We start from the raw sequence: 26,913 nt of genomic DNA on the forward strand, positions 1-26,913 counted from the left end.
AATAACCCATGCAATCACAAGGAATTGTAGGAATCACCTATATCCATTTAGATTCCTAGGAAAATGCAATGAGGAACTCCCCACATTCTGTTAGAAATAGAGGTAATGAAATGAAAGAGGCCAAAGAACTCTTCGTAAAAAATGGCTTTTCGCGACTAAAGCGGACCCATAACTATTATAAAATTGATCATGATTTTTACACGGTCATCTATTTTCAACGAAAATCAGATGGTAGTGCCTATTTTGTGAATGTTGGGCTTCACCCCCTCTTTCTGGACGCGGGACTGTTAGAAGAAGTGGATTGTGCTTTACGGACGAGATTAGGTTCTATCGATTATAGAAATGGCATGGATCAAGCTGAATTGGAAAAGGCTGTCCAAGAGGCCATCGATTTTACTGCTCAGTATTCATCGTATTCAACCGTATTTTCAAGCATAGATCCCGAGAAGGATCTTGAGAAGGATTGGTTGTTAAAACAATTCTCTATCACCAAAGTGAACTTATGCAGATTGTATGTTGAGTATTATGATTCGATCGATTCTAAGAAGTTGGCTTTAGATTTTGCAAACTATGGCTTATCCATTACACCTAAGATTGCCTCTGTTCCTAAAAACTTCTTTAAAACCTATATTCGTTCGGGAGAAATAATCAAAACTACTTATTAGGGTGGAATGAAAGTGCGGATTTACTTCTCAATATCCTGACGAAAGAAACCGGTAGGAGAAAAGAAATGAAAAACTATTTACTGGACGAAGGGATATTTCAGTTTCAGTATCCTGAATCGTTTAAAAAAATGATTGAACTCAATTTAGTTGATTTTGATTGTTGGTATCTATTGGATTCAGAATGGGCGCTATCTCTGTACAAGGGATTGCAGGAAAGGTACCCAAGCAGAAAGTTGATTCCATTTGCTAAAAGAGGAGATTGTGATGATACAGCTTGTTTTGAAATAGGAAAGAGCAATAAGGTCCAACTCATTCATGATTTTGCTACCGAAGGATGGGAGCAACGGAAAGAGTTTAACGATTTTTTGGGAATGGGTAGAATATGCGGTAAAATGCATGATAGAGTATAACAAAGAGGATGGGATTGAATAATCACCAGCTCTTTTCTAGGGACGAAGGAACTCGTCCCTAATGATCTACAAGGTAAGGAGAACAAATGGAAACGATCACCCAATTATTAAATGAGATTGAAAAAAGTCTCCAACAGCTAGATCATCCTTGTGTAGATCATCTAAATCCGGGACTATCTTCTCTAAAAATCCAAGAATTGTTTGAGGAAATCCCATTGCAACCAAACCAAGACTTGCATGCCCTTTATGCTTGGAGAAACGGATCAAAAGATAGTGACGGAATCACACTCGGTGAGCTGGCATTTTTTCCTGGTTTCTATTTGATGTCTCTGGAAGAAAGTATCCAGACCTACTTGGAACTAAAAGAAACGGATGATTGGGAGAAGTCTTGGTTCCCAATTTTTGCTAGCGGAGGAGGAGATTTTTATGCCATGATCCTGGCTCCAGAAGCTCAGGGGAAAATACTTGGTTTTTATGTATTTGAAGAGGAGGCTCAGGTCGAATACCTGTCATTGAAATCTATGCTTGCAACCCTTAAAACGTGTTATGAGCAAGGTATCATTTTCCGGAATGAACAAGGCTACTTGGATATGGATTATAGAAAGCATGCTGAGGTAGCTCATGAGATAAATCCAGATGTGAAAGAACTAATCGAAGAGGTTGAAAATAATCTTGAGTTAGCAACCTACATCGGTCTTGTACCAAAAAAGAATAAGAAAACTCAAGCTAGCTATCTCGAATCGCTAAATCATCTGGCCTATTTACTTTATCTGGATGGTCAAGAGGAAATGGCTAAGAAATTATTAGATAGGATCATACAAGTTCCATTTGAAGGAAATTATAACACTTGGACTTTTGTTGATAGCGCTCTGGTTTTATTGGCCTATCTGGAAAGAGAAAAAGAAAATCAGGTACTCGTCTATAAAAAACTCCTTTTGTCTCCGTTAGAACAAGGGGAGGAATCCACTCAAAACATAAGAAGGAGAGTTCATCAGAGATTTTTGAATGGTGATAGCTTGGAGCAAAAGCTTGCAAAAATCGAGCAAGCTTCAAGTCCTGAATCGGAAATGGAACGCCGTCTACTATACTTGACAGATCTATTGAAGATTCATCTTTTTATTGTTGAGTCAACTTGTGAAGAGACAGATATTCAGGCAAAAATCGAAGAGAATATGGAGATACTGAAGAAGTATATCAAAGAGTATGAAATCTATAGCCTCTTTCCTTTTAAGGGATAAGGTGAGATAACAATCTTGGAGATTAAGAAAGAATAGAATATGGAAATCAAAAATCACTTTGGTGTATATGGAATCTGTCTTCAAGACGGGAAATTGCTTTGCATTGAGAAAACGAGAGGACCTTATCAGCATCGTTTTGATTTACCGGGTGGTAGTCAAGAACCAGGTGAGGGGCTGACAGAAACCCTCAAGAGAGAGGTTCTGGAGGAGACAGGCTATACGCTTAGCCGTTATTCAAATCCTAGGATGTATGATGTGCTGGTTCAAGAAGAAGGGCAAGACTTGGCAGTACATCATATCATGGCCTTTTATGATATCGTACTCGATTTCGAGAGCTCTCAACAATCCCTTCCTCAGGAGGTTCTTGATGGAAGAAATGATTCAGCAAATGCAATTTGGGTCCCTATTGAGCAGATGACCCAAGAAAATGCCTCGCCCATAGTGTTGAAGGTGAAGGCAGAGTTACGAGGATTTCCAGAATTAGAACTGACAAGCTATAAAAATTGGAAGGTAAAACATGCAAAATCAACTGGCTCTTAGTGGCGAAAAAATTGTTGAAAAAGTTTATCCCCATTTATTGCACCACGTCGGCTTGATTCGTGGGGAATACTTGTTGAGAGAACTAAACCAAAACATACTATTACCAAATTGTCAGCAATTTGTGAAAGATTATCTAGACACTATTTGCCATTTATACTCAGATGAAGAAGTCTGGTATCGCTTTTCAGAGTTAACAAATGCAGAAGCAAATAGTCTAGACGGGACAAAAGAGTATTTCGATGAACGCCACCCCTTATTTGGATATAGAGGGACTAGGCGTTTGTTGGCGTGTCCAGATGAATTTCAGGCTGAGACAAATGTTGTTACAGAAGTTTTTCAAACCAATCCCAATCTGTCTGTTATTTTTCCTTTTGTCAATGATGCCGAACAATTAAAACAAGCTATTACAGTATTGCGTCAGTATGGTTTTACCGGGAAAGTCGGCTCGATGATTGAATTACCATCAGCTTATTTCGACTTGGACAGGATATTGGAAACTGGTATTTCAAAGATTGTAGTGGGAATGAATGATTTGACTTCTTTTGTTTTTGCGACTGTGAGGAACAGTCAATGGCATGATATGGAAAGTCCCATTATGTTAGAAATGCTGAGACAGATGCAGGATAAAGCAAGGACGAAAAAGATAGATTTCGCCGTAGCAGGATATCTGAATGCTTTTTTCATACAAAAAATGAATCAAATGGATATCAAGTGCATTCTCCATTACAGCTCTATTCCAGAGATTTTTGATTTAGAAATTGACCATCCAGACCATCTTAAAAATATAAAAGAAGAAAGTAAAAAATTACAAAGGAGCAACCCATGACACCGAAAGAAATGTGGAATGCCTACAAGCAAATCAACCCCTCTATTGGAGATGAAATAGACGCCTGGGCCTTTGGAGTGGCCCCAGATCTTTTAGCGGAACTGGTCTTTACAGGCGAAAAAACAGCAACAGCCTCAGCTTACGACCTCTACGCACTAGAGGACGAACCTCTTCCCCAAGAAGGTACCTTTGACGTCATTTTAGACAGTCAAAATCAAGCTGTTTGCATCGTCGAAATTACAAAGGTTTCCGTTCAGCCTTTCCATCAGGTTTCAGCCGACCATGCCTATAAGGAAGGTGAAGGAGACAAATCCTTAGCTTATTGGCGTCAGGTTCATGAGGAGTTTTTCACGGAGTGGCTGGAGGAAGCAGGTCTGACGTTTACACCTGACAGCAAGGTGGTTTTAGAAGAATTTCGCAAGGTCTACCCTCTGTAGACTACTAGAAGGAAGAAAGTTTTGGAAATCACTGTCCAAAGCTTTTTTCTGACTTAAAATATGATAAAATAGGTATGTTTGAACTAGAGCATTCGCTCAGAAATTTAGAATAGGAGAATATGATGCAAGCAGTAGAACATTATATCGAAAAATTTGTTCCTGAACATTATGATTTGTTTTTAGACTTGAGTCGTGAGACCAAGACGTTTTCAGGAAAAGTAACCATTACTGGTCAAGCTAAAAGTGACCGTATTTCCCTTCACCAAAAAGACTTGGAAATTGCTTCAGTTGAAGTAGCAGGACAAGCTCGTCCATTTACAGTAGATAACGAAAACGAAGCCCTTCATATCGAACTTGCGCAAGCAGGTTCAGTTGAATTGGTTATCGCTTTTTCAGGTAAAATCACAGATAACATGACAGGAATCTACCCATCATACTATACAGTTGATGGTGTTAAGAAGGAAGTTTTGTCAACTCAGTTTGAAAGTCACTTTGCTCGTGAAGCCTTCCCATGTGTGGATGAGCCAGAAGCTAAAGCAACCTTTGACCTAGCACTTCGTTTTGACCAAGCAGAAGGTGAACTGGCCTTGTCAAACATGCCAGAAATCGATGTTGAAAACCGCAAAGAAACTGGCATCTGGAAGTTTGAGACAACACCTCGCATGTCTTCTTACTTGTTAGCTTTTGTGGCTGGTGATTTGCAAGGAATTACTGCTACAACTAAAAACGGTACTCTCGTTGGTGTCTACTCAACAAAAGCACACCCACTTTCGAATCTTGAGTTTTCACTAGATATCGCTGTTCGTTCTATCGAATTTTACGAAGATTACTACGGAGTCAAGTACCCAATCCCTCAATCTCTTCATATCGCCCTTCCTGACTTTTCAGCAGGTGCTATGGAAAACTGGGGTCTCGTAACCTACCGTGAAGTCTACTTGGTTGTGGATGAGAACTCAACCTTTGCTAGCCGTCAACAAGTAGCCCTCGTCATTGCCCATGAGCTCGCTCACCAATGGTTTGGTAATCTTGTAACTATGAAATGGTGGGATGACCTCTGGCTCAACGAAAGCTTCGCGAACATGATGGAATACGTCTGTGTGGATGCTATCGAGCCAAGCTGGAATATTTTTGAAGATTTCCAAACAAGTGGAGTGCCAGCCGCTCTTAAACGTGATGCGACAGATGGTGTTCAGTCTGTTCACGTCGAAGTCAAACACCCAGATGAAATCAATACGCTCTTTGATGGTGCTATCGTTTATGCCAAAGGAAGCCGTCTCATGCACATGCTTCGTCGTTGGTTAGGAGATGCTGATTTTGCTAAAGGCTTGCACGCTTACTTCGAAAAACACCAATACGGAAACACTATTGGTCGTGACCTTTGGAATGCTCTTGGTCAAGCATCAGGACGTGATGTAGCAGCCTTTATGGATTCTTGGTTGGAGCAACCTGGTTATCCAGTTTTGACTGTGAAGGTTGAAAATGATGTCTTGAAGATTTCACAAAAACAATTCTTCATCGGTGAGCACGAAGACAAGAACCGTCTCTGGGTAGTGCCACTGAACAGTAACTGGAAAGGATTACCAGATACTCTGGAAACTGAAAGTATCGAAATTCCTGGTTATGCTGCGCTTCTTGCTGAAAACAAAACAGCTCTTCGTCTTAACACAGAAAATACAGCTCACTACATTACAGACTATCAAGGTCAATTGCTGGATGCTATCCTTTCAGAATTAGTAGAACTTGATAATACAAGCAAACTTCAAATCGTTCAAGAACGTCGTTTGCTTGCTGAAGCTGGTCACATTTCATTTGCGGACTTACTTCCAGTTGTAGATCAATTGGCACAAGAAGAATCTTACCTAGTTGTTGCAGCAGTTTCTCAAGTTATTTCAGCTCTTGAACGCTTTATCGATGAAGGAACAGAAGCTGAGAAAGCCTTTAACAAGCTGGTTGCTAAATTGGCTCGTCACAACTATGACCGTCTTGGTTTCGAAGCTAAAGATGGAGAATCAGACGAGGATGAATTGGTTCGTCAATTAACCATTTCTATGATGATTCGTTCAAATGATGAAGAAGCTAGTCAAGTAGCAAGTCAAATCTTTGCAGCTCATAAAGAAAATCTTGCAGGACTTCCAGCAGCTATTCGCTCTCAAGTCCTCATCAATGAGATCAAACATCATGAGACTAAGTACTTGGTAGCAACTTATCTGGAACTATACACTCATGCAACAGATGCAGTTTTCAAACGTCAATTAGCAGCTTCGCTTGCTTATTCTACAGATGCAGAAAACATTCAAACTCTTCTTGCAACTTGGAAGGACAAATTTATCGTGAAACCACAAGACCTTTCAGCATGGTACCTCCAATTCCTTGGACACCAAGCTACCCAAGAAACTGTTTGGGTTTGGGCTCGTGAAAACTGGGATTGGATCAAGGCGGCCCTTGGTGGAGATATGAGTTTTGACAGCTTTGTCATCTTCCCATCACACATCTTTAAAACAGAACAACGTTTGGCAGAGTATAAGGCCTTCTTTGAACCACAACTTTCTGACCTCGCTCTTAGCCGTAACATCCGTATGGGTATCAAGGATATCGCGGCTCGCGTTGAATTGATTAAACGTGAGAAAGCAGCAGTTGAAGTAGTTGTTTCACAATATGGCAAGGCTTAAAATATTTAATTTTAAATAAATTATAAAAACTCAACTTTTTCCTAGAAAAACAAGGAAAGTTGAGTTTTTTTTAAGATATTTTTGTTATAATAAGCTTAATAAGGAGGAATTTTTGATGATCAAAATTCTATTAGTGGAAGATGACCTAGGCCTGTCAAATTCAGTCTTTGATTTTTTGGATGATTTTGCTGATGTCATGCAAGTTTTTGATGGAGAAGAAGGTCTTTATGAGGCTGAAAGTGGCGTATATGATTTGATTCTATTGGACTTGATGTTGCCTGAAAAAAATGGATTCCAAGTTTTAAAAGAATTGCGTGAAAAAGGTATTTCGACTCCTGTTCTGATCATGACAGCCAAGGAAAGTCTCGATGACAAAGGACATGGATTTGAACTTGGGGCAGACGATTATCTAACAAAACCCTTCTATTTGGAAGAGCTCAAAATGCGTATCCAAGCGCTTCTTAAACGTTCTGGCAAATTTAACGAAAATACTCTTTCTTATGGAGACTTGACGGTTAACCTCTCTACAAATGAGGTTAAGGTTCACGATACTTCTGTTGAGTTACTTGGTAAAGAATTTGAACTCTTGGTCTATTTCCTCCAAAACCAAAATGTTATCTTACCTAAGACACAGATTTTTGACCGTTTATGGGGATTTGATAGTGATACAACTATTTCCGTTGTAGAAGTTTATGTATCAAAAGTTCGTAAGAAATTAAAGGGAACAGCCTTTGCTGAAAATCTCCAAACCTTACGCAGTGTTGGGTATATTTTAAAACATGTTTAATAAATTTAAAAAGAATTGGTACGCAGAAGATTTCAGCTACTTTATCCGTAACTTTGGAGTATTTACTCTGATTTTCTCTGCTATGACCTTGATTATCTTGCAGGTTATGCACTCCAGCCTCTATACATCTGTAGATGAGAAACTTTTAGCGCTTAGCAATAATCCTCAGGATATCATTCAATTAGCGGTCAATCGTGCAACAGAAGATGTTAAGGATATAGATGGTGGAAATGTTACCTCAAATCCGGATAAAAGAGTCACAATTAGCTCCAATACGGAAGTTATTTTGCTGGATTCTAACCTCAATCAGTTAGTAACTGGCAATCGCTTCTTAGGTTTGGATAGAATAACCTTCAATAAAAAGGATTTAAACCATATTCGTCAGCTTCATATTGTCAATAGCTATGGTCAGGATGAGGTTTATCGTGTCGTCTTGACAGAAATGAAAATTGATTCTGTCTCAAGTAACATTAAGTATGCTGCTGTCCTAATCAATACCAGCCAGCTAGAACAAATCAGTCAAAATCACGAACAGTTAATCGTAGTGGTGATGGCAAGTTTTTGGATTCTATCTATCTTGGCTAGTCTCTACCTTGCTCGTGTCAGTGTTAAGCCCCTACTCGAAAGTATGCAAAAGCAGCAGAGCTTTGTGGAGAATGCTAGTCATGAATTACGGACTCCTTTAGCTGTTCTCCAAAATCGTTTGGAAACACTTTTTAGAAAACCAGAAGCGACTATTATGGAGTCTAGTGAGAGCATTGCTTCGAGTTTGGAAGAAGTTCGAAACATGAGATTCCTAACGACGAATTTGCTCAATTTAGCGCGTAGAGATGACGGGATTAAGCCGGAGCTTGGAGAAGTAGAGCCCGACTTCTTTAATACGATCTTTACCAACTATGAAATGATTGCATCTGAGAATGATCGTGTCTTTCGTTTCGAAAACCGTGTGCATCGAACCATTATTACAGATAAACTTCTCCTCAAGCAGTTGATGACCATTCTGTTTGACAATGCTGTCAAGTATACGGAAGAAGAAGGAGATATTTATTTTGAGATTTCAACGACAGAACGCAGTCTATATTTAACAGTAGCAGATAATGGAATCGGTATCTCTGCAGCAGATAAAAAGAAAATCTTTGACCGATTTTATCGTGTTGATAAGGCACGTACACGTCAAAAGGGAGGTTTTGGTCTTGGTTTGTCATTAGCCAAGCAAATCGTTGATGCCCTTAAGGGAAGCATCAGTGTGAAAGATAACAAACCTAATGGAACAGTTTTTGAAGTCAAAATAGCTATCTCAACGCCATCAAAACGAAAGAATAAATAAAAAAACCTTCGATTCATCGAAGGTTTTTATTTGAATTTTTTCTTAATAAAAGTACGCTGGAATTGCAATGCTACAAGACTAAGACCGATAGACAAAGCAAATGATAAGACAGTGTTTACTTTTAGTGATAAGAACAAAAAGCTAAAAATCGCTAAAAAGACGCAGAAGCAAGCGATGTTTACAAAAAATAGAACTTCCTTTACACTAGCGACAGAAGCATTTTCTGGAACATAATCTTGAAACTGAGCAGTTTTTATACTTTCTTGTTCAAACTCATACGGGTGCAATTTTCTAGCGGGCATATTTCTCTCCTTAACAGTACATTACTATTTTATCATTTTTTTAAGAGAGAATTATTACAGGATTGTTACAAATTACATAAAATCTGTTTTCAAGGACAAAGTCGGTTTTCTTGACATGCCTTAGGGAAAATGATAGGATGGGTGAACCGTTTAAACTTTATTATTTTTCTCTTATTTTAAACGAGGGGAAGTTTGATGGTTAAAACGAATAAAAATCATACACAGATGCAAATAAATTCAATTTTGAAGTAAGGACAGGATTCTTTTAAATTGATTCTAGTTGTTCATGACGAGATAGTTTTCTATCTTTAGTGCTATGGTGAAGAGGAGATTTGTTCCCTCGACAACAGAATACTTAAAGGAGATTGGCATGTATCTTGCTATCAAAGAAATTTTACAGAATAAACTGCGATACAGTTTAATTCTGACTACCATTTTTCTCATTGCTTTTATGGTCTTTTTTATGACTAGTTTGGCTTTAGGACTCGTTCGAAATAATAGGGCTGCTATCGATAATTGGCAAGCAACAGGAGTTGTGCTATCCGATTATGCAAATGACAATTTGACTGCATCCTTTATACCTGAAAAAGACTACAAGGATAAGGTTTCTGAGGATGCTGTTCCCCTAAGCTATATGTTTGCTGTAACAAACCTTGTTGATAGTAGTGACAAGATTAATGTCTCTATTTTCGGTCAAGAGTGGGACAGTTTTATATCTCCGGCCTTGATTGAAGGTCATTACCCAGAAAATGACCAAGAAGTTGTAGTGGATCAGTCTTTTGAAAATTATGGCATCAAACTTGGGGACGCAATTCAACTCAACGGGAGTGAAACAAGTTTTAAGATTGTAGGTTTGACCAAAGGAAATAAATTTTTCACAGAACCTGTTGTCTTTACGAGCTTAACAACGTATTGGAATTTACAAGGAACGACAAAAGCCAATCGTTCTATCTCTGCATTGGTATTGCAAAATGATGTAGAAGTGACTGGTGATGGCTTGAAGCAGATTTCTATTCAAAAAATGATTTCAAAAATTCCTGGTTATACCCCTCAGGTCAATGTATTCTCAGGAATGATTCTAGCAATGATCGTTATAACGGGTCTGATTGTAGGGATTTTTATTTATATCATTACCATTCAAAAATTAGGTCTCTATGGTATTATGCGAGCACAAGGGATTCAGATAAAATCTATCGTTTGGTCCCTTTTCTGTCAGATTTTTCTTTTATCTGCTTTGGGTATCGGATTGGCCTTAGTAGCCATTTGGGCTGTCATCTTAGTCTTACCTGCAACCTTCTTTTTCTACCCTAGTTGGTTGGCATACTTTGTGTTAAGCCTGGTCATCTGCTTGATGGCTCTTCTAGGTGGCGTCATTTCGCTTCCTCGTCTGCTAAAAGTAGATCCAATTACAGCCATTGCAGAATGATAAGGAGAATGATATGACGACATTAATTGAAATGATTCAAGTGACAAAAACATATGGCGAAGGCAATATGAAAGTTACAGCTCTCCATGAGACCAATTTTCAGCTAAACGCTGGTGAGTTTGTAGCCATTGTGGGGCCTTCTGGGTCGGGCAAAACAACCTTTTTAACGACTCTAGGCCAACTACAGGAAGCTTCAAGTGGCAAGATTCTGGTAAAGGGAAAAGAGACTGGAAACCTAACCGAAAAAGAAAAAACAGATTTGCGCTTTAGTGAATTTGGCTTTATCCTCCAGGCTTCAAATCTGATTCCCTTTTTAACGGTTAAGGAACAATTAGATTTAATTGACCGTTTGGATAAAAAGAAATCTATAAAAAGTAACCGACAAGAGTTGTTCAGTTTATTGGATTTGGAAAAGGTTCAAAATCACTATCCCAAAGCTCTCTCTGGTGGAGAACGCCAACGAGCTGCAATTGCTAGAGCCCTTTATAATAATCCTAGTATCGTGCTTGCAGATGAGCCGACAGCTAGCTTGGATACACAACGTGCTTATCAAGTGACGGATATGTTGGCTTCAATTGCTCATGAGCAAGGCAGGGGAGTTGTCATGATTACGCACGATACTCGCTTGCTAGATAAGGTTGACCGTATTTATGTTATGAATGACGGACGACTAGTTGAAAAGACACAAGCATAAAACGAAAAAGTGAACTGTTATTGATACGGTTCACTTTTTTTAAAATTTCGCATCATAATACACACTTTTCTATATAGCTGATTTTTTGGAAATGTGGTATAATTTTCTCTATGGAAAAGATTATCATTACAGCAACTGCTGAAAGTATTGAACAAGTAAAACAGCTACTTGAAGCTGGTGTCGACCGCATTTATGTCGGTGAGAAAGATTTTGGTCTTCGTTTGCCAACTACCTTTAGTCATGAAGAATTGCGCGAAATCGCAAAAATCGTTCATGATGCAGGTAAGGAATTAATCGTTGCGGTTAATGCTCTTATGCACCAAGACATGATGGACCGTATCAAGCCATTCTTGGACTTTTTAGAAGAAATCAAAACGGACTATATAACTGTTGGAGACGCAGGTGTCTTTTACGTTGTCAACCGTGACGGCTATTCTTTCAAAACCATTTATGATGCGTCAACCATGGTCACTAGCAGTCGTCAGATTAATTTCTGGGGACAAAAAGCAGGAGCGTCAGAAGCAGTTTTGGCGCGTGAAATCCCATCTGCAGAACTTTTCAAAATGCCTGAAATTTTAGAAATTCCTGCTGAAGTCTTGGTATACGGTGCTAGTGTTATCCACCATTCGAAGCGTCCGCTCTTGCAAAACTACTACAATTTCACACAGATTGATGATGAAAAATCTCGTCAACGTGACTTGTTCTTGGCTGAGCCAAGTGACCCAGAGAGCCATTATTCTATTTTTGAAGACAATCATGGAACTCATATCTTTGCGAATAATGACCTTGATTTGATGACCAAGTTGACTGAGTTGGTAGAACATGGCTTCACTCATTGGAAGCTTGAAGGTCTTTATACACCTGGCCAAAATTTTGTAGAAATTGCCAAACTCTTTGTCCAAGCGCGTAACTTGATTCAAGATGGCAAGTTTACACATGACCAAGCCTTCTTGCTCGATGAAGAAGTTCGTAAGCTTCATCCTAAAAATCGTTTCCTTGATACTGGATTTTACGACTACGACCCTGATATGGTTAAATAAGCATCAAAAACCCGAAATAAAATGTTCGGGTTTTTCTAATATTTGGATGAATTTGAAGCCTATTCATGATATAATAGAAGTAGCTCTATTTGGAGGTATATAAGTGGAAAATCTGAAAAAAATGGCAGGGATTAAGGCTGCTGAGTTCGTCAAAGATGGTATGGTTGTCGGACTTGGAACAGGCTCAACTGCCTACTATTTCGTAGAAGAGATAGGTCGTCGGATCAAGGAAGAAGGCTTGCAGATTACAGCTGTAACGACTTCTAGTGTGACCAGCAAGCAGGCAGAAGGACTCAATATTCCTCTTAAGTCTATTGACCAAGTGGACTTTGTTGACCTGACAGTCGATGGTGCGGATGAAGTAGATAGTCAGTTTAATGGCATCAAAGGTGGTGGAGGTGCGCTTCTAATGGAAAAGGTCGTCGCAACTCCATCCAAAGAATATATCTGGGTTGTTGATGAGAGCAAACTAGTTGAGAAACTCGGAGCCTTTAAACTTCCAGTAGAGGTAGTTCAATACGGTGCCGAACAAGTCTTTCGTCGATTTGAGCGAGCTGGCTATAAACCTAGCTTCCGTGAAAAGGATGGCCAACGTTTTGTGACGGATATGCAGAACTTTATCATTGATTTAGACTTGAAAGTGATTGAAGATCCAATTGCTCTTGGGCAAGAATTGGACCACGTCGTTGGTGTCGTTGAGCACGGTTTGTTCAACCAGATGGTTGATAAGGTCATCGTGGCTGGACAAAATGGCCTTCAGATTTTAACTTCAACAAAAGCAAAATAATTAAAACAATAAGGAGACACACTATGCCAAAATTTAATCGTATTCATTTGGTAGTATTAGATTCTGTAGGAATCGGTGCAGCACCAGATGCTAATAACTTTGTCAATGCTGGTGTTCCTGATGGTGCATCAGACACGCTTGGACACATTTCAAAATCAGTAGGTTTAAATGTACCAAATATGGCAAAACTTGGTCTTGGGAACATTCCTCGCGAGACACCATTGAAGACAGTTCCAGCTGAGAGCAATCCAACTGGTTACGCGACTAAGTTAGAAGAAGTTTCTCTCGGGAAAGATACCATGACCGGTCACTGGGAAATCATGGGGCTTAATATCACTGAACCTTTTGATACTTTCTGGAATGGATTCCCTGAAGAAATTATTACAAAGATTGAAGAATTTTCAGGACGTAAGGTTATTCGTGAAGCCAACAAACCATACTCAGGAACAGCTGTCATCGATGACTTTGGACCACGCCAAATGGAAACTGGCGAGTTGATTATCTATACATCAGCTGACCCAGTTCTTCAAATCGCAGCCCACGAAGACATTATTCCTTTGGATGAACTCTACCGTATCTGTGAATACGCTCGTTCCATTACGTTGGAACGTCCAGCTCTTCTTGGACGTATTATCGCTCGTCCATATGTTGGGGAGCCAGGAAACTTCACACGTACATCTAACCGTCGTGATTTGGCTGTTTCACCATTTGCGCCAACTGTTTTGGACAAATTGAATGAAGCTGGTATTGATACTTATGCGGTTGGTAAGATTAACGATATCTTTAACGGTGCTGGTATCAACAATGATATGGGCCATAATAAATCAAACAGCCATGGTATTGATAATTTGATTAAAGCAATGAAATCTGAAGATTTCAAAGAAGGCTTCTCATTCACAAACTTGGTAGACTTCGATGCTCTTTATGGACACCGTCGTGATCCACACGGCTATCGTGATTGCTTGCATGAGTTTGATGAGCGCTTGCCAGAAATCATGGCAGCAATGAGAGAAGATGATCTTCTTTTGATTACTGCTGACCATGGGAACGATCCAACCTATGCTGGTACAGACCATACTCGTGAATACATCCCACTTTTGGCATACAGTCCAGCCTTCAAAGGAAATGGTTTACTTCCAGTTGGACACTTCGCCGATATATCAGCAACAATTGCGGATAACTTTGGCGTTGAAACTGCCATGATTGGTGAAAGTTTCTTAGATAAATTAGTTTAAGATGATTCGTTACGCTCTACTTGTTAGAGGCATTAATGTCGGTGGAAAGAACAAGGTGGTCATGGCTCAGCTGCGTCAAGAATTGACGGAGTTGGGATTAGAGAGTGTTGAAAGCTACATCAATAGTGGCAATATTTTCTTTGATAGCAGTAAGGCTAGAACTCTCTTAGTTGAGAGTCTGCAGGGCTTCTTCGGAGTGCATTATCCATTTATCCAAAATTTTTCCTTATTGTCTCAAAAAGACTATGAAGAGGAATTTAGAAATCTTCCTGATTGGTGGTTCCAAGAAATGGCTCGAAAGGATGTACTCTTTTACACTGAGGGCTTGGATAGGAAATTTGTAGAAGAGAAGTTGCTCGAGTTGAAGCTAGGAGAAGAAGTTCTCCATTTTGGGAAACTAGGAATCTTTTGGGGCAAATTGTCAGAAGAAACCTACTCTAAAACAGCCTATCACAAACAACTACTGAAGTTGCCTTTCTATGGCAATATTACCATTCGTAACGCTAATACCTTTGACAAAATTGGTCATTTTTTAAAACAATAAGAAGGAGATAGATAATGACATTATTAGCAAAAATCAATGAAACAGCTGCTTTCTTGAAAGAAAAGGGAGTTGAAGCACCTGAGTTTGGTTTAATCCTTGGATCAGGACTTGGAGAACTGGCAGAAGAAATCGAAAATCCAGTTGTTGTAGACTACGCTGAAATTCCAAACTGGGGTCGTTCAACAGTTGTTGGACACGCTGGAAAATTGGTGTACGGTGAACTTGCTGGACGTAAGGTTTTGGCTCTTCAAGGACGTTTCCACTTCTACGAAGGAAATCCTCTTGAGGTCGTTACCTTCCCAGTTCGTGTTATGAAAGTCTTGGGATGTGAAGGTGTGATTGTAACCAACGCTGCCGGTGGTATCGGATTTGGTCCAGGTACTTTGATGGCTATCACTGACCACATCAACATGACTGGTCAAAACCCATTGATTGGTGAAAACTTGGATGACTTCGGTCCACGTTTCCCTGATATGTCAAAAGCTTACACTCCAGAATATCGTGCTACAGCACATGCAGTTGCTGAAAAACTTGGTGTTAAACTTGACGATGGTGTTTATATCGGTGTAACAGGTCCAACTTACGAAACTCCAGCTGAAATTCGTGCGTATAAGACACTTGGTGCAGATGCTGTCGGGATGTCAACAGTTCCTGAAGTCATCATTGCAGCTCACTCTGGCCTAAAAGTCCTTGGTATCTCATGCATTACTAACTTTGCTGCAGGTTTCCAAGAAGAACTCAACCACGAAGAAGTCGTAGAAGTGACAGAACGAGTTAAGGGCGACTTCAAAGGCTTGCTTAAAGCTATTCTTGCTGAATTGTAATCAACATTAATAAAAGAAAGGTAGGGCGTGTGTTCAGATTTGAACACGAGCGGAAAGCTTTTCTACAAACAAAAAATGAAAGGATGGGTAAGCCGTATTCGCTGAACTAAATACTGTTTACTCTCCTCTAAATCATAAAAATTAAGAAAGAAAGGAATTGAACCCACCCTAAAAGCAGTGGGAAAAAGATAGTTGGTCTAGCGAGCATCGCTCACTGCGCCCAACTCCTATTTTCCCTTCGCTTTTTGACGGGTTTGGTATCTTATATTATGTCTATCCATATTGCTGCTAAGCAGGGTGAAATTGCTGATAAAATTCTTCTTCCAGGAGATCCTCTTCGTGCCAAGTTTATTGCTGAGAATTTTCTTGAAGATGCTGTTTGCTTTAACGAAGTCCGTAACATGTTTGGTTACACTGGAACTTACAAGGGCCATCGTGTATCTGTCATGGGAACAGGGATGGGAATGCCATCAATCTCCATCTATGCGCGTGAGTTAATTGTTGACTACGGTGTGAAGAAATTGATCCGTGTGGGAACGGCTGGATCTTTGAATGAGGATGTTCACGTCCGTGAATTGGTCTTGGCTCAAGCAGCTGCAACTAACTCAAACATCATCCGCAACGATTGGCCTCAATACGATTTCCCACAAATTGCAAGTTTTGACTTGCTAGATAAGGCTTACCATATTGCTAAAGACCTTGGCATGACTACACATGTCGGCAATGTCTTGTCATCAGATGTTTTCTACTCAAACTACTTTGAAAAGAACATCGAGCTTGGAAAATGGGGAGTCAAGGCTGTGGAAATGGAAGCAGCAGCTCTTTACTATTTGGCAGCTCAACACCATGTTGATGCTCTTGCCATTATGACGATTTCTGACAGCTTGGTTAACCCAGAAGAAGACACTACAGCTGAAGAACGCCAAAACACCTTCACTGATATGATGAAGGTTGGTCTAGAGACTTTAATTGCAGAATAAAAGAAAACACAAAAAAGGAAGATTTTCATCCAGAAAATCTTCCTTTTTTAGTCATTCAGTCCATACTATGACCTAAATGAATGTTGCTCTATCGTCTATTTTTTAAGAGATTGTAAGAAATAATCAATCTCTGCTTGAGAATGGAGAATATGCATCTTTTCAGGGTAGGTATCACTTAATTTTTGGTATCTTACCTTAGCATTTTTTGTTCGTCCATCCCAGAGAATCCAGCGGATAAATTCCCAGTTAAACTGTTCAGGACAACCGTCTGCCATACTTTCTCTAACTTTTCCTCTGTATTGTAGATAGCGTTTTAAGGCTCTTGCTAAACAATTCCAAGCTGAAAAGTTTAGAAAGATAATCTGGTCAGCTTGCTCCATTCTTTCCTCATAGCAACACCAGCTATAGTTACCGTCAATAACCCAATCCTCATTTTCAGTAAGGAATGTCGCCATCTCCTTTAACATCCAATCGCGATCACTGTCTACCCAACCAGGCTGAAATTGCAATCGGTCCATATGAAGTTTGGGAATGGAGTAGTGGCTGGAAAGTTTTTCAGCCAAAGTAGATTTACCTGATCCTGAATATCCTATAATAGCAATTTTCATGATAACCTCCAGAAAAATGTGTACAAAAAAAGCTCCGAAGAGCTCATTTTGTATGCAGTTAAAGATTAACCAAGTTTAGCTGCAAGACGTGCTTTATCACGGTTAGCTTTATTCTTGTGGATCAAACCTTTAGTTTCTGCTTTATCGATGGCTGAGCTAGCAGCACGGTAAAGTTCTTCAGATGGGTTTGCTTCAAAAGCTTTGATAGCAGTACGCATAGCTGATTTTTGAGCTGAGTTCTTTTCGTTTTGTTTAACGTTCAATTCAGCGCGTTTGATAGCTGATTTAATGTTTGCCAATGTTCTTACCTCCATATTTACTAACTATACCATTATATCTGAAAACTATTATTTTGACAAGGGGAAATCACTTTTTTAAATAAATTTCATCAATTTCATGATTTTTAGATTTATGAAGAATGACTTCAGCCCGATTTCTAGTCGGTTCAATATAGTTTTGTAGATTGGTTAAATTAATACTAGTCCAAACCTGATGAGCAAAATCTTTGACTTCACTGATTGGTTGTTGGGTGAAGCGATAGTAATAGTTGCTTGGATCATCTTGTGCAAAACTGAGGAGTTTTAAGAAACGGTCCAAATACCAACTCTCGATATCCTCAACTGCAGCATCTACGTAGATTGAAAAATCAAAGAAGTCTGTAATATAAAGACGGCTGTTATGAGGGGTTTGAAAGACGTTGATACCCTCTACGATTACAAAATCCGCTGCTTGAACTCTTTGTGTTTTATCAGGTACGATATCATAGATTTCGTGAGAATAAACAGGAATGTCAACATCTTGCCCGTTTTTAAGTTGGTCAAGAAAATTAAGTAGAGCTTCCATATCATAGCTCTCGGGGAAACCTTTTCTATTTAGAATGTTGCGCTCGTTTAAGATGCTATTAGGATAGAGAAAACCATCAGTCGTAACTAATTCAACACTTGCTTCTGGGAAAATACGAGAAAGCAGAATTTGTAAGAGTCGACTAGTAGTTGACTTTCCGACTGCTACACTACCTGAAATCCCGATAATGAATGGCTGATTTTTACTCTCCCTTTGGAGAAAAATCCCTTTTGAAAAGGCTAGATCTTCTTTGGATCGTTTGTAGATTTGAATAAGGTGAGCCAGCGGTAGATAAATATCTGTTACATCTTGGAGACTGATCTGGTCATTGAAACTCTTAATAGAATCTAATTCCTCCTCGGTTAAAGGAGGTGTTGTCTTACGATGTAATGATTGCCAAGTTCCTCGGCTGATTTTTTCATAATGTAAAAATTCGTTGGTCATAAAATTTCCTCGTTTGATATCTCAGTATACCATAATTTACAGAGAAAGACATCTGAATCATTTGAGAAAAAGCGCTTTCTTTGTTAAAATATAAGTAGTATAGCAATCAAAAGAGGTGATGTTATGAGACTAGTAGTGAGTGATAAATTTATAAAACTGACTAGCTTACTGGTTGTGATTCTGTGGTTATCTCCGACTTTGATTGAGTTTACTGTGAGTTTAGGAAGTCAAACCTATAGTTGGTCTGCCTTTGTCTTGTTATTCTTGCTACCAATTATTGGTTTTATTTACTTGATTCTCGCCATTTTAACAAGAAAATGGTGGCTTTTCTTGTTTGGTCTAGCCTGTATTTTTTCCTTTGCTATCACTATGGCATTGGGTTCTTACTTGCTTGGCCCCTAAGGGATTAGGCAACTTATACTATTTTTTAATAAATCGATGCCAAAGAAAAGCCTTTGTTGTCATGTGAACGATTTACAATTAACTTATTTATGTGGTAAAATGAAACTATGAGTAAAATGTATTATGCAGAAAATCCAGATGCGGCCCATGATGTTCATGAGCTAAGAGTGGAACTACTTGGAGAAAAGATGACTTTTTTGACGGATGCAGGTGTCTTTAGCAAAAAAATGATTGATTTTGGAAGTCAGTTATTGCTAAGATGTCTCGATGTTGAAAAAGGTGAAAAAATTCTGGATGTTGGTTGTGGCTATGGTCCTATTGGCTTGTCTTTAGTCAAGGCATATGGTGTACAAGCGACTATGGTGGATATCAATAATCGTGCCCTAGATTTAGCCCAGCAAAATGCAGTAAAAAACAATGTTCAAGCGACGATCTTCCAGTCCAATATTTATGAGCAAGTAGAAGGACAATTTGACCATGTTATTTCGAATCCGCCCATTCGTGCTGGTAAGCAAGTAGTCCACGAAATTATCGAGAAGAGTATTGACTATCTCGTAGATGGTGGTGATCTGACCATCGTTATTCAAAAAAAACAAGGAGCTCCCAGTGCCAAAAACAAGATGGAAGAAGTATTTGGCAACTGCGAGGTTGTAAAAAAAGATAAGGGATATTATATCCTTAGAAGTGTGAAAGAATGAGAGCAGTAGATCTAATCCAGAAAAAAAGAGACGGCCAAGAACTCAGCTCTAGTGAAATCCAATGGCTGATTGAAGGCTATGTTGCAGGAACAGTTCCTGACTACCAGATGTCTGCCTTTGCTATGGCTGTTTATTTTAAAGGCATGACCACTAGAGAGATTTCTGACTTGACCATGAATATGGTGAAGACAGGTCAGGAATTTGACTTATCTGCTATTCAAGGTATCAAGGTTGATAAACATTCTACAGGCGGAGTCGGTGACAAGGTTACCTTGATTTTAGCTCCCTTAGTCGCTAGTTTTGGTGTTCCAGTAGCTAAAATGAGTGGTCGAGGTCTGGGGCACACCGGAGGGACTATCGATAAATTAGAATCTATCAAAGGGTTTCAAGTAGAGCGAAGTCAGGATGATTTTATCAAACAGGTTCAGGATATCGGGGTTTCAGTTATTGGTCAATCTGACCAACTAGTCAAAGCGGATAAGTTACTCTATGCACTGCGAGATGTGACTGCGACAGTTGATACGATTCCCTTGATTGCTAGTTCTGTCATGAGTAAAAAAATTGCAGCTGGAGCCGATGCTATTTTGCTGGATGTTACTGTCGGTGAAGGTGCCTTTATGAAGACAGTTGATGAGGCGCGTGAATTGGCTCAAACCATGGTGAACCTTGGTAAGGCTGTTGGCCGTAAGACAGTAGCAGTCATTACGGATATGAGTCAACCTTTGGGACGTGCCATTGGGAACCGCTTGGAAATTCTAGAAGCACTAGAAATTCTTCAAGGTAAAGGACGCGAGGATATCAGCCACTTTATCTGTGAGTTAGCCCAGATTATGCTATCTTTGGCAAATGTTGAAAAAACAGTCGAGGAAGTAAGGCAACATCTTGAAAATGGTCAGGCACTTAAGAAGTTTGAAGAGATGGTCCTCGCTCAAGGTGGAGATTTAGAAAATCTTTATCGACCTGTAACAGTTGATTATACAGTTGATATTCCTGCTCAAGAGGATGGTATTATCGTAGAACTTCCAGCCATGGAGTTTGGTCTTTTCGCCATGAGATTAGGTGCTGGTCGTGCGATTAAATCAGACCAACTTGACTATGAAACAGGGATTGTTTTCGAGAAGAAAGTTGGAGATTCGGTCAAAAAAGGTGAAATTGTCGCAAAAGTATATGCAAATGGCAAAATTTCTCCGGAACTAGTTACAGATTTCCAAAAATATGTTAAAATTAAAATAAGTGATGAAGCGATAAAAACGCGTGAAATCATTGAAATTATCTCCTGATTTAAGGAAAATCCGAAATGAAATTAAATAAATACATTGATCATACACTTTTGAAGCAAGATGCGACCGAGCAACAAATCGATCGTTTGCTATCTGAAGCAAGAGAGTACGATTTTGCCAGTGTTTGTGTGAATCCTTGCTGGGTTTCTCATGCAAAAGCTGGTCTAACAGATACTGATGTCAAGGTTTGTACAGTTGTAGGTTTTCCTCTTGGAGCTACAACTTCAGCTGTCAAAGCCTATGAAACCAAAGAAGCCATCCAAAATGGTGCTGACGAAATTGATATGGTTATCAATGTTGGCGCACTTAAATCAGGAAATGCTGCATTAGTTGAAGAGGATATTTGTGCTGTTGTTGAAGCAAGCGGAGACAAACTCGTTAAGGTTATTATTGAAGCTTGTTTGTTAACGGATGAAGAAAAAGTTCTGGCTTGCCAACTTGCTCAAAAAGCTGGTGCAGACTTTGTTAAGACTTCTACAGGCTTCTCAACAGGTGGGGCGACTTTGCTAGATGTTCAGTTAATGCGTCAGACAGTTGGACCTTATATGGGTGTTAAGGCTGCTGGTGGAGCTCGTTCTTATGCAGATGCAGTTGCCTTTGTTGAAGCGGGGGCTACACGTATCGGGACATCTTCTGGTGTAGCAATCTTAAAAGGAGAGTTAGCTGATGGCGACTACTGAGTTGATTGATTTAGCGATTGAAACTAGTAAGAAAGCTTATGTTCCCTACTCACATTTTCCGATTGGCGCTGTTTTGGTAGCCAAGGACGGAAGTATCTATACAGGGGTTAACATTGAAAATGCTAGCTACCCCTTGACCAACTGTGGCGAAAGAACTGCAATCTTTAAGGCGGTTTCTGAAGGACAACGAGACTTTTCAGAATTGATTGTTTATGGTCAAACTGAAAAACCAATTTCGCCTTGCGGTGCTTGTCGCCAAGTCATGGTCGAATTTTTTAAACCAGATCTAAAGGTGACTCTAGTCGCCAAAGATAAAACGACGGTCGAGATGACGGTCGGGGAATTACTTCCATATTCTTTTACAGACTTGCATTAGTCTGTGTCACTCATTCAGTGACAAGGGTCCTAGTGACCTATTTATCTATACTTGCAACTTAGTTGCGCATCTTATTTAGGAGGTTCAGTAATGAACAAGAAACAATGGCTAGGCCTTGGTCTAGTTGCGGTAGCAGCATTTGGACTTGCTGCATGTGCTAATCGCTCTTCTCGTAACGCGGCTTCATCTTCTTCTGATGTGAAGACTAAAGCAGCTATCGTTACAGATACTGGTGGTGTTGATGATAAATCATTTAACCAATCAGCTTGGGAAGGTCTTCAAGCTTGGGGTAAAGAACACAACCTTTCAAAAGACAATGGTTACACTTACTTCCAATCAACAAGTGAAGCTGACTACGCAAACAACTTGCAACAAGCAGCTGGAAACTACAACTTAATTTATGGTATTGGTTTTGCGCTTAAAAATGCAGTTGCTGATGCTGCTAAAGAACATACAGACTTAAACTATGTTCTGATTGATGATGTCATTAAAGATCAAAAAAATGTTGTAAGTGCTACTTTTGCTGACAATGAAGCAGCTTACCTTGCAGGTGTTGCCGCAGCTAAAACTACTAAGACAAAACAAGTTGGTTTTGTAGGTGGTATGGAATCTGAAGTTATTTCTCGTTTCGCAGCTGGTTTCAAAGCTGGTGTTGAGTCAGTTGACCCATCTATCAAAGTTCAAGTAGACTACGCTGGTTCATTTGGTGATGCTGCTAAAGGTAAAACAATCGCTGCAGCTCAATACGCTGCAGGTGCAGACGTTATCTACCAAGCAGCTGGTGGTACTGGTGCAGGTGTTTTCTCAGAAGCTAAATCTTTGAATGAAAGCAAAAATGAAGACGAAAAAGTTTGGGTTATCGGTGTAGACCGTGACCAAGTAGATGAAGGTAAATATACTTCTAAAGATGGTAAAGAAGCTAACTTTGTACTTGCTTCTACTTTGAAACAAGTTGGTACAGCTGTAAAAGACCTTGCCAACAAAGCTGAAAAAGGGGAATTCCCTGGTGGTCAAGTTATCGTTTACTCATTGAAGGATAAAGGTGTGGACTTGGCAGTGACAAACCTTTCTGAAGAAGGTAAAAAAGCTGTTGAAGATGCAAAAGCTAAAATCCTTGATGGTAGCGTAAAAGTTCCTGAAAAATAATTGAAGGAAGTCATTTCTTAGGAAGCGGCCTTGGGCCGCTTCTTTAAGAATTGAGACAAATGGTTTTGTCTCAATAGAGCTTGCTAAGTTTCTTTAGCAGGTTTTATTGAAACAAAATAAAACTCTGAAAGGAAGAGCGCATGGCACACGAAAATGTCATTGAGATGCGTGAAATTACCAAGGTTTTTGGCGAATTTGTCGCTAACGACAAGATTAACCTCGAACTGCGCAAAGGTGAAATTCATGCACTTTTAGGAGAAAATGGAGCTGGGAAGTCCACTCTTATGAATATGCTGGCAGGGCTTCTAGAACCAACTAGTGGTGAAATTGTGGTCAACGGTCAAGCTGTGAAACTAGACTCGCCATCAAAAGCCGCTAGCCTAGGAATTGGAATGGTTCACCAGCACTTTATGTTGGTAGAGGCATTTACAGTCGCTGAAAATATCATTTTGGGAAGTGAAATGACCAAAAATGGTGTTCTAGATATTGCTCGAGCAACCCGAGAAATTAATGAATTATCTGAACGCTATGGATTAGCGGTAGATCCGTCTGCCAAAGTAGCAGATATCTCTGTCGGTGCTCAACAACGTGTTGAAATCCTGAAGACACTTTATCGTGGTGCTGATATTCTCATCTTTGACGAACCTACTGCCGTATTAACGCCGTCAGAAATTGATGAGTTGATGGCTATCATGAAAAACTTGGTCAAAGAAGGCAAATCCATTATCTTGATTACCCACAAGTTGGATGAAATTCGTGCGGTATCTGACCGTGTTACTGTTATCCGTCGTGGGAAATCTATTGAAACAGTTGAGATTGCTGGTGCAACCAATGCTGATCTTGCTGAGATGATGGTGGGACGTTCTGTTTCCTTCAAAACTGCTAAAGAAGCATCACATCCAAAAGAAGTTGTTCTTTCTATTAAAGACTTGGTTGTAAATGAAAACCGTGGTGTTCCTGCTGTTAAAAATCTTTCACTCGATGTTCGAGCTGGTGAGATTGTCGGAATTGCAGGGATTGATGGCAATGGTCAGTCAGAATTAATCCAAGCAATCACAGGTCTTCGTAAAATTGAATCAGGTAGTGTGGAATTGAAAGGTCAATCCATCGTAGGTTTACACCCTCGCCAAATCACAGAAATGAGTGTTGGTCACGTTCCTGAAGACCGTCACCGTGATGGTTTGGTCTTGGAAATGATGATTTCTGAGAACATTGCTCTTCAAACCTACTATAAGGAACCTCTTAGCAAGAAGGGAATCTTAAACTATTCCAACATCATTAACTATGCGAAAAGACTAATGCAGGAGTTCGATGTGCGTGCTGCTAGTGAAATTGTTCCAGCCTCAGCTCTTTCTGGAGGAAATCAACAAAAAGCAATTATCGCTCGTGAAGTTGATCGAAATCCTGATCTCCTCATCGTCAGCCAACCAACTCGTGGTTTGGACGTCGGTGCCATTGAGTACATTCACAAACGCTTGATTCAAGAACGTGATAATGGAAAAGCTGTCCTTGTAGTCAGCTTTGAACTAGATGAGATTCTAAATGTCTCTGATAGAATTGCTGTTATCCATGATGGTAAGATTCAAGGGATTGTAACGCCAGAAACAACCAACAAGCAAGAGCTTGGAGTCTTGATGGCTGGTGGTGAATTGGAAAAGGAGAAGAGTGATGTCTAAAAAGTTACAACAAATTTCGGTTCCCTTGATTTCTGTTATTTTAGGAATTCTACTCGGAGCCATCGTCATGTGGATTTTCGGTTACGATGCAATCTGGGGCTATGAAGAATTATTCTACACAGCCTTTGGTAGTGTTCGTGGAATCGGTGAAATCTTCCGTGCCATGGGACCTTTAATTCTGATTGCCCTTGGATTTGCAGTTGCAAGTCGTGCTGGTTTCTTTAACGTCGGACTTCCAGGACAAGCTCTCGCAGGCTGGGTTATGAGTGGCTGGTTCGCTCTTTCTTTCCCGGATTTACCACGACCATTGATGATTCTGGCAACGATTGTAATCGCCTTAGTTGCGGGAGGAATCGTTGGTGCCATTCCAGGTATTTTAAGAGCCTACCTTGGGACATCTGAGGTTATCGTAACCATTATGATGAACTACATAGTTCTTTATGTGGGAAATGCCTTTATTCACCACTTCCCTAAAGAAATTATGCAAAGTACAGACTCATCTATCCGAGTAAGTGCAAACGCAACTTATCAAACACCATGGCTTGCTGAGTTAACAGGAAACTCTCGTATGAATATTGGGATTTTCTTTGCTATCATAGCAGTTGCAGTTATTTGGTTCTTGCTTAAGAAGACAACTCTTGGTTTTGAAATCCGTGCAGTTGGTCTCAATCCAAATGCTTCTGAATATGCAGGTATTTCAGCCAAACGCACCATTATTCTATCAATGATTATTTCTGGAGCCCTTGCAGGACTTGGTGGAGCAGTAGAAGGACTTGGTACCTTCCAAAACGTATACGTTCAAGGTTCATCATTGGCAGTTGGATTTAATGGTATGGCGGTAAGTCTGCTTGCTTCAAACTCACCAGTTGGAATTCTATTTGCAGCCTTCCTTTTCAGTGTTCTTCAAGTAGGTGCTCCGGGTATGAATGCTGCACAAGTACCATCTGAGCTTGTAAGTATCGTTACAGCCTCAATTATCTTCTTTGTCAGCGTTCACTATATCATCGAACGCTTTGTCAAACCAAGAAAACAACTTAAAGGAGGTAAATAAGGATGTCGATTACAACAATGTTAACCCTTATGGTTTCTTCAATGTTGATTTACTCAGCACCACTTATTTTCACAAGTATCGGAGGAGTATTCTCCGAACGTGGTGGGGTTGTTAACGTTGGTCTTGAAGGAATCATGGTCATGGGTGCCTTTTCTGGAGTTGTTTTTAACCTTGAATTTGCACAAGATTTGGGAGCATTAACTCCTTGGTTGGCTCTTCTAGTTGGTGGATTGGTTGGAGCAATCTTCTCGCTCATTCACGCGGTGGCTACAGTTCATTTCCGTGCTGACCATGTTGTCAGTGGTACCGTACTTAATTTGATGGCTCCAGCCTTGGCAGTCTTCTTGGTGAAGGTGCTTTATAATAAGGGACAAACGGATAACTTAACGCAAACTTTTGGGCGTTTTGACTTCCCGGTATTGGCTAATATCCCAGTTATCGGAGATATCTTCTTTAAGTCAACAAGTTTACTTGGTTATCTAGCAATTGCCTTCTCATTCTTAGCATGGTTTATCCTCTTTAAGACTCGCTTTGGACTTCGTCTTCGTTCAGTTGGTGAACACCCACAAGCAGCAGATACTTTGGGGATTAATGTCTACAAGATGAGATATCTGGGAGTTGTGATTTCAGGCTTCCTTGGAGGAATCGGTGGAGCTATTTACGCTCAGTCAATCTCCGTCAACTTCTCAGTTACAACTATCGTAGGACCTGGATTTATCGCTCTTGCAGCCATGATCTTTGGTAAATGGAATCCTGTTGGTGCTATGCTTTCAAGTCTTTTCTTTGGGCTATCACAAAGTTTGGCAGTTATCGGTTCTCAACTTCCTTTCTTACAAGGAGTTCCAGCCGTTTACTTACAAATCGCACCATATCTTTTGACCATTGTCGTCCTCGCTGCCTTCTTTGGTAAAGCTGTTGCACCGAAGGCAGATGGTATCAACTATATCAAATCTAAATAAACAAAAAAGCGTCAGTTGA

30 protein-coding genes and 1 pseudogene are annotated in these 26,913 nt (G+C 39.9%); 27 read left to right on the top strand and 4 right to left on the bottom strand.

The window, feature by feature from the left end; translation table 11 throughout:
* Positions 1–110 precede the first annotated feature (110 nt).
* From HW271_RS03365 to HW271_RS03405, 10 genes and pseudogenes are all read left to right on the top strand, one after another.
* Positions 111–665, top strand: coding sequence for a DUF4304 domain-containing protein (locus tag HW271_RS03365; protein ID WP_178894841.1), 555 nt, complete (start codon positions 111–113; stop codon positions 663–665).
* Positions 666–730: 65 nt separating this feature from the next.
* Positions 731–1,075 carry a hypothetical protein gene (locus HW271_RS03370; RefSeq protein ID WP_259274727.1) on the top strand — a complete coding sequence of 115 codons (345 nt, stop codon included), beginning with the start codon at positions 731–733 and terminating at the stop codon, positions 1,073–1,075.
* An 86-nt stretch (positions 1,076–1,161) separates the two neighbouring features.
* Positions 1,162–1,527 (top strand): annotated as a pseudogene (locus tag HW271_RS08860) (SMI1/KNR4 family protein); the annotation flags it as partial.
* A gap of 138 nt (positions 1,528–1,665) precedes the next feature.
* A complete protein-coding gene (locus tag HW271_RS08820) occupies positions 1,666–2,313 on the top strand; it encodes a DUF6707 family protein (RefSeq protein WP_181952695.1) in 648 nt (215 codons plus the stop codon).
* Positions 2,314–2,352: 39 nt separating this feature from the next.
* Positions 2,353–2,853, top strand: a complete 501-nt coding sequence (locus HW271_RS03380; protein WP_178894842.1) for an NUDIX hydrolase — start codon at positions 2,353–2,355, stop codon at positions 2,851–2,853.
* On the top strand, positions 2,831–3,679 hold the full coding sequence (locus tag HW271_RS03385) for a putative PEP-binding protein (RefSeq protein ID WP_178894843.1): 849 nt from the start codon (positions 2,831–2,833) through the stop codon (positions 3,677–3,679). Before HW271_RS03380 ends, HW271_RS03385 begins: the two co-directional genes overlap by 23 nt.
* Positions 3,676–4,116, top strand: coding sequence for an ASCH domain-containing protein (locus HW271_RS03390; RefSeq protein WP_178894844.1), 441 nt, complete (start codon positions 3,676–3,678; stop codon positions 4,114–4,116). Before HW271_RS03385 ends, HW271_RS03390 begins: the two co-directional genes overlap by 4 nt.
* Positions 4,117–4,238: 122 nt before the next feature.
* The gene (locus HW271_RS03395; RefSeq protein ID WP_178894845.1) at positions 4,239–6,785 is read left to right on the top strand and encodes a M1 family metallopeptidase; all 2,547 of its coding nucleotides are present in this window, start codon (positions 4,239–4,241) and stop codon (positions 6,783–6,785) included.
* A 115-nt stretch (positions 6,786–6,900) separates the two neighbouring features.
* The gene (ciaR, locus tag HW271_RS03400) at positions 6,901–7,572 is read left to right on the top strand and encodes a two-component system response regulator CiaR (RefSeq protein ID WP_016465655.1); all 672 of its coding nucleotides are present in this window, start codon (positions 6,901–6,903) and stop codon (positions 7,570–7,572) included.
* Entirely contained in the window at positions 7,565–8,899 is a 1,335-nt protein-coding gene (locus HW271_RS03405) for a cell wall metabolism sensor histidine kinase WalK (protein ID WP_178894846.1), read from the top strand. The genes ciaR and HW271_RS03405 overlap by 8 nt, the downstream gene beginning before the upstream one ends.
* 26 nt (positions 8,900–8,925) lie before the next feature.
* Here HW271_RS03405 and HW271_RS03410 read toward each other — a convergent pair whose 3' ends face one another.
* Positions 8,926–9,201, bottom strand: coding sequence for a DUF3270 family protein (locus HW271_RS03410; RefSeq protein ID WP_178894847.1), 276 nt, complete (start codon positions 9,199–9,201; stop codon positions 8,926–8,928).
* 370 nt (positions 9,202–9,571) lie between these two features.
* Between HW271_RS03410 and HW271_RS03415 the strand changes: the two genes are divergently transcribed.
* From HW271_RS03415 to deoD, 8 genes are all read left to right on the top strand, one after another.
* The gene (locus HW271_RS03415; protein ID WP_178894848.1) at positions 9,572–10,627 is read left to right on the top strand and encodes an ABC transporter permease; all 1,056 of its coding nucleotides are present in this window, start codon (positions 9,572–9,574) and stop codon (positions 10,625–10,627) included.
* 13 nt (positions 10,628–10,640) lie between these two features.
* Positions 10,641–11,321, top strand: a complete 681-nt coding sequence (locus HW271_RS03420; RefSeq protein WP_006154146.1) for an ABC transporter ATP-binding protein — start codon at positions 10,641–10,643, stop codon at positions 11,319–11,321.
* A 110-nt stretch (positions 11,322–11,431) separates the two neighbouring features.
* The gene (locus HW271_RS03425) at positions 11,432–12,361 is read left to right on the top strand and encodes a peptidase U32 family protein (RefSeq protein WP_178894849.1); all 930 of its coding nucleotides are present in this window, start codon (positions 11,432–11,434) and stop codon (positions 12,359–12,361) included.
* A 103-nt stretch (positions 12,362–12,464) separates the two neighbouring features.
* The gene (rpiA, locus tag HW271_RS03430) at positions 12,465–13,148 is read left to right on the top strand and encodes a ribose-5-phosphate isomerase RpiA (RefSeq protein ID WP_178894850.1); all 684 of its coding nucleotides are present in this window, start codon (positions 12,465–12,467) and stop codon (positions 13,146–13,148) included.
* Between the two features lie 23 nt (positions 13,149–13,171).
* Entirely contained in the window at positions 13,172–14,383 is a 1,212-nt protein-coding gene (locus HW271_RS03435) for a phosphopentomutase (protein WP_178894851.1), read from the top strand.
* A gap of 1 nt (position 14,384) precedes the next feature.
* Complete coding sequence (locus HW271_RS03440) at positions 14,385–14,927, top strand: DUF1697 domain-containing protein (RefSeq protein ID WP_178894852.1); 543 nt, start codon at positions 14,385–14,387, stop codon at positions 14,925–14,927.
* Positions 14,928–14,941: 14 nt separating this feature from the next.
* Positions 14,942–15,751, top strand: a complete 810-nt coding sequence (locus HW271_RS03445; protein WP_178894853.1) for a purine-nucleoside phosphorylase — start codon at positions 14,942–14,944, stop codon at positions 15,749–15,751.
* A gap of 269 nt (positions 15,752–16,020) precedes the next feature.
* Positions 16,021–16,731: a purine-nucleoside phosphorylase gene (gene deoD, locus HW271_RS03450; RefSeq protein ID WP_178894854.1), complete on the top strand. Its 711-nt coding sequence runs from the start codon at positions 16,021–16,023 to the stop codon at positions 16,729–16,731.
* A 95-nt stretch (positions 16,732–16,826) separates the two neighbouring features.
* On the opposite strand, the gene HW271_RS03455 is transcribed toward deoD, so the two are convergent.
* The 3 genes from HW271_RS03455 to coaA all read right to left on the bottom strand — a co-directional run bounded on the left by HW271_RS03455 (position 16,827) and on the right by coaA (position 18,626).
* Entirely contained in the window at positions 16,827–17,339 is a 513-nt protein-coding gene (locus HW271_RS03455; protein ID WP_178894855.1) for a DNA topology modulation protein, read from the bottom strand.
* 65 nt (positions 17,340–17,404) lie between these two features.
* A complete protein-coding gene (rpsT, locus tag HW271_RS03460; protein ID WP_029689886.1) occupies positions 17,405–17,653 on the bottom strand; it encodes a 30S ribosomal protein S20 in 249 nt (82 codons plus the stop codon).
* A 52-nt stretch (positions 17,654–17,705) separates the two neighbouring features.
* Positions 17,706–18,626, bottom strand: coding sequence for a type I pantothenate kinase (gene coaA, locus HW271_RS03465; RefSeq protein ID WP_045615125.1), 921 nt, complete (start codon positions 18,624–18,626; stop codon positions 17,706–17,708).
* Positions 18,627–18,749: 123 nt separating this feature from the next.
* Here coaA and HW271_RS03470 point away from each other — a divergent pair, with 123 nt between their 5' ends.
* The 9 genes from HW271_RS03470 to HW271_RS03510 all read left to right on the top strand — a co-directional run bounded on the left by HW271_RS03470 (position 18,750) and on the right by HW271_RS03510 (position 26,894).
* Positions 18,750–19,028 (top strand): 1,4-dihydroxy-2-naphthoate prenyltransferase, encoded by a 279-nt coding sequence (locus HW271_RS03470; RefSeq protein WP_178894856.1) that lies wholly within the window; start codon positions 18,750–18,752, stop codon positions 19,026–19,028.
* A gap of 107 nt (positions 19,029–19,135) precedes the next feature.
* On the top strand, positions 19,136–19,726 hold the full coding sequence (locus HW271_RS03475; RefSeq protein WP_310437580.1) for a class I SAM-dependent methyltransferase: 591 nt from the start codon (positions 19,136–19,138) through the stop codon (positions 19,724–19,726).
* Complete coding sequence (locus tag HW271_RS03480) at positions 19,723–21,006, top strand: pyrimidine-nucleoside phosphorylase (RefSeq protein ID WP_178894857.1); 1,284 nt, start codon at positions 19,723–19,725, stop codon at positions 21,004–21,006. The genes HW271_RS03475 and HW271_RS03480 overlap by 4 nt, the downstream gene beginning before the upstream one ends.
* Before the next feature lie 17 nt (positions 21,007–21,023).
* Positions 21,024–21,686: a deoxyribose-phosphate aldolase gene (gene deoC, locus HW271_RS03485; RefSeq protein WP_178894858.1), complete on the top strand. Its 663-nt coding sequence runs from the start codon at positions 21,024–21,026 to the stop codon at positions 21,684–21,686.
* Complete coding sequence (locus tag HW271_RS03490) at positions 21,673–22,062, top strand: cytidine deaminase (protein WP_178894859.1); 390 nt, start codon at positions 21,673–21,675, stop codon at positions 22,060–22,062. Before deoC ends, HW271_RS03490 begins: the two co-directional genes overlap by 14 nt.
* A gap of 90 nt (positions 22,063–22,152) precedes the next feature.
* Entirely contained in the window at positions 22,153–23,208 is a 1,056-nt protein-coding gene (locus HW271_RS03495; RefSeq protein WP_178894860.1) for a BMP family protein, read from the top strand.
* Between the two features lie 140 nt (positions 23,209–23,348).
* A complete protein-coding gene (locus HW271_RS03500; RefSeq protein WP_178894861.1) occupies positions 23,349–24,884 on the top strand; it encodes an ABC transporter ATP-binding protein in 1,536 nt (511 codons plus the stop codon).
* Positions 24,877–25,935, top strand: coding sequence for an ABC transporter permease (locus tag HW271_RS03505; RefSeq protein WP_178894862.1), 1,059 nt, complete (start codon positions 24,877–24,879; stop codon positions 25,933–25,935). The genes HW271_RS03500 and HW271_RS03505 overlap by 8 nt, the downstream gene beginning before the upstream one ends.
* A gap of 2 nt (positions 25,936–25,937) precedes the next feature.
* Positions 25,938–26,894, top strand: a complete 957-nt coding sequence (locus tag HW271_RS03510) for an ABC transporter permease (RefSeq protein ID WP_006151243.1) — start codon at positions 25,938–25,940, stop codon at positions 26,892–26,894.
* The last annotated feature ends 19 nt before the right edge of the window (positions 26,895–26,913 follow it).

The organism is Streptococcus sp. oral taxon 061 (assembly GCF_013394695.1).
In the GTDB taxonomy this organism is placed as follows: domain Bacteria; phylum Bacillota; class Bacilli; order Lactobacillales; family Streptococcaceae; genus Streptococcus.

What these genes read in the sequence shown, in the direction of transcription:
- HW271_RS03365 (WP_178894841.1), top strand. Translation starts at nt 111, where the DNA reads ATGAAAGAGGCCAAAGAACTCTTCGTAAAAAATGGCTTTTCGCGACTA.
- HW271_RS03370 (WP_259274727.1), top strand. Translation starts at nt 731, where the DNA reads ATGAAAAACTATTTACTGGACGAAGGGATATTTCAGTTTCAGTATCCT.
- HW271_RS08820 (WP_181952695.1), top strand. Translation starts at nt 1,666, where the DNA reads ATGGATTATAGAAAGCATGCTGAGGTAGCTCATGAGATAAATCCAGAT.
- HW271_RS03380 (WP_178894842.1), top strand. Translation starts at nt 2,353, where the DNA reads ATGGAAATCAAAAATCACTTTGGTGTATATGGAATCTGTCTTCAAGAC.
- HW271_RS03385 (WP_178894843.1), top strand. Translation starts at nt 2,831, where the DNA reads ATGCAAAATCAACTGGCTCTTAGTGGCGAAAAAATTGTTGAAAAAGTT.
- HW271_RS03390 (WP_178894844.1), top strand. Translation starts at nt 3,676, where the DNA reads ATGACACCGAAAGAAATGTGGAATGCCTACAAGCAAATCAACCCCTCT.
- HW271_RS03395 (WP_178894845.1), top strand. Translation starts at nt 4,239, where the DNA reads ATGCAAGCAGTAGAACATTATATCGAAAAATTTGTTCCTGAACATTAT.
- ciaR (WP_016465655.1), top strand. Translation starts at nt 6,901, where the DNA reads ATGATCAAAATTCTATTAGTGGAAGATGACCTAGGCCTGTCAAATTCA.
- HW271_RS03405 (WP_178894846.1), top strand. Translation starts at nt 7,565, where the DNA reads ATGTTTAATAAATTTAAAAAGAATTGGTACGCAGAAGATTTCAGCTAC.
- HW271_RS03410 (WP_178894847.1), bottom strand. Translation starts at nt 9,201, where the DNA reads ATGCCCGCTAGAAAATTGCACCCGTATGAGTTTGAACAAGAAAGTATA.
- HW271_RS03415 (WP_178894848.1), top strand. Translation starts at nt 9,572, where the DNA reads ATGTATCTTGCTATCAAAGAAATTTTACAGAATAAACTGCGATACAGT.
- HW271_RS03420 (WP_006154146.1), top strand. Translation starts at nt 10,641, where the DNA reads ATGACGACATTAATTGAAATGATTCAAGTGACAAAAACATATGGCGAA.
- HW271_RS03425 (WP_178894849.1), top strand. Translation starts at nt 11,432, where the DNA reads ATGGAAAAGATTATCATTACAGCAACTGCTGAAAGTATTGAACAAGTA.
- HW271_RS03435 (WP_178894851.1), top strand. Translation starts at nt 13,172, where the DNA reads ATGCCAAAATTTAATCGTATTCATTTGGTAGTATTAGATTCTGTAGGA.
- HW271_RS03440 (WP_178894852.1), top strand. Translation starts at nt 14,385, where the DNA reads ATGATTCGTTACGCTCTACTTGTTAGAGGCATTAATGTCGGTGGAAAG.
- HW271_RS03445 (WP_178894853.1), top strand. Translation starts at nt 14,942, where the DNA reads ATGACATTATTAGCAAAAATCAATGAAACAGCTGCTTTCTTGAAAGAA.
- deoD (WP_178894854.1), top strand. Translation starts at nt 16,021, where the DNA reads ATGTCTATCCATATTGCTGCTAAGCAGGGTGAAATTGCTGATAAAATT.
- HW271_RS03455 (WP_178894855.1), bottom strand. Translation starts at nt 17,339, where the DNA reads ATGAAAATTGCTATTATAGGATATTCAGGATCAGGTAAATCTACTTTG.
- rpsT (WP_029689886.1), bottom strand. Translation starts at nt 17,653, where the DNA reads ATGGAGGTAAGAACATTGGCAAACATTAAATCAGCTATCAAACGCGCT.
- coaA (WP_045615125.1), bottom strand. Translation starts at nt 18,626, where the DNA reads ATGACCAACGAATTTTTACATTATGAAAAAATCAGCCGAGGAACTTGG.
- HW271_RS03470 (WP_178894856.1), top strand. Translation starts at nt 18,750, where the DNA reads ATGAGACTAGTAGTGAGTGATAAATTTATAAAACTGACTAGCTTACTG.
- HW271_RS03475 (WP_310437580.1), top strand. Translation starts at nt 19,136, where the DNA reads ATGAGTAAAATGTATTATGCAGAAAATCCAGATGCGGCCCATGATGTT.
- HW271_RS03480 (WP_178894857.1), top strand. Translation starts at nt 19,723, where the DNA reads ATGAGAGCAGTAGATCTAATCCAGAAAAAAAGAGACGGCCAAGAACTC.
- deoC (WP_178894858.1), top strand. Translation starts at nt 21,024, where the DNA reads ATGAAATTAAATAAATACATTGATCATACACTTTTGAAGCAAGATGCG.
- HW271_RS03490 (WP_178894859.1), top strand. Translation starts at nt 21,673, where the DNA reads ATGGCGACTACTGAGTTGATTGATTTAGCGATTGAAACTAGTAAGAAA.
- HW271_RS03495 (WP_178894860.1), top strand. Translation starts at nt 22,153, where the DNA reads ATGAACAAGAAACAATGGCTAGGCCTTGGTCTAGTTGCGGTAGCAGCA.
- HW271_RS03500 (WP_178894861.1), top strand. Translation starts at nt 23,349, where the DNA reads ATGGCACACGAAAATGTCATTGAGATGCGTGAAATTACCAAGGTTTTT.
- HW271_RS03505 (WP_178894862.1), top strand. Translation starts at nt 24,877, where the DNA reads ATGTCTAAAAAGTTACAACAAATTTCGGTTCCCTTGATTTCTGTTATT.
- HW271_RS03510 (WP_006151243.1), top strand. Translation starts at nt 25,938, where the DNA reads ATGTCGATTACAACAATGTTAACCCTTATGGTTTCTTCAATGTTGATT.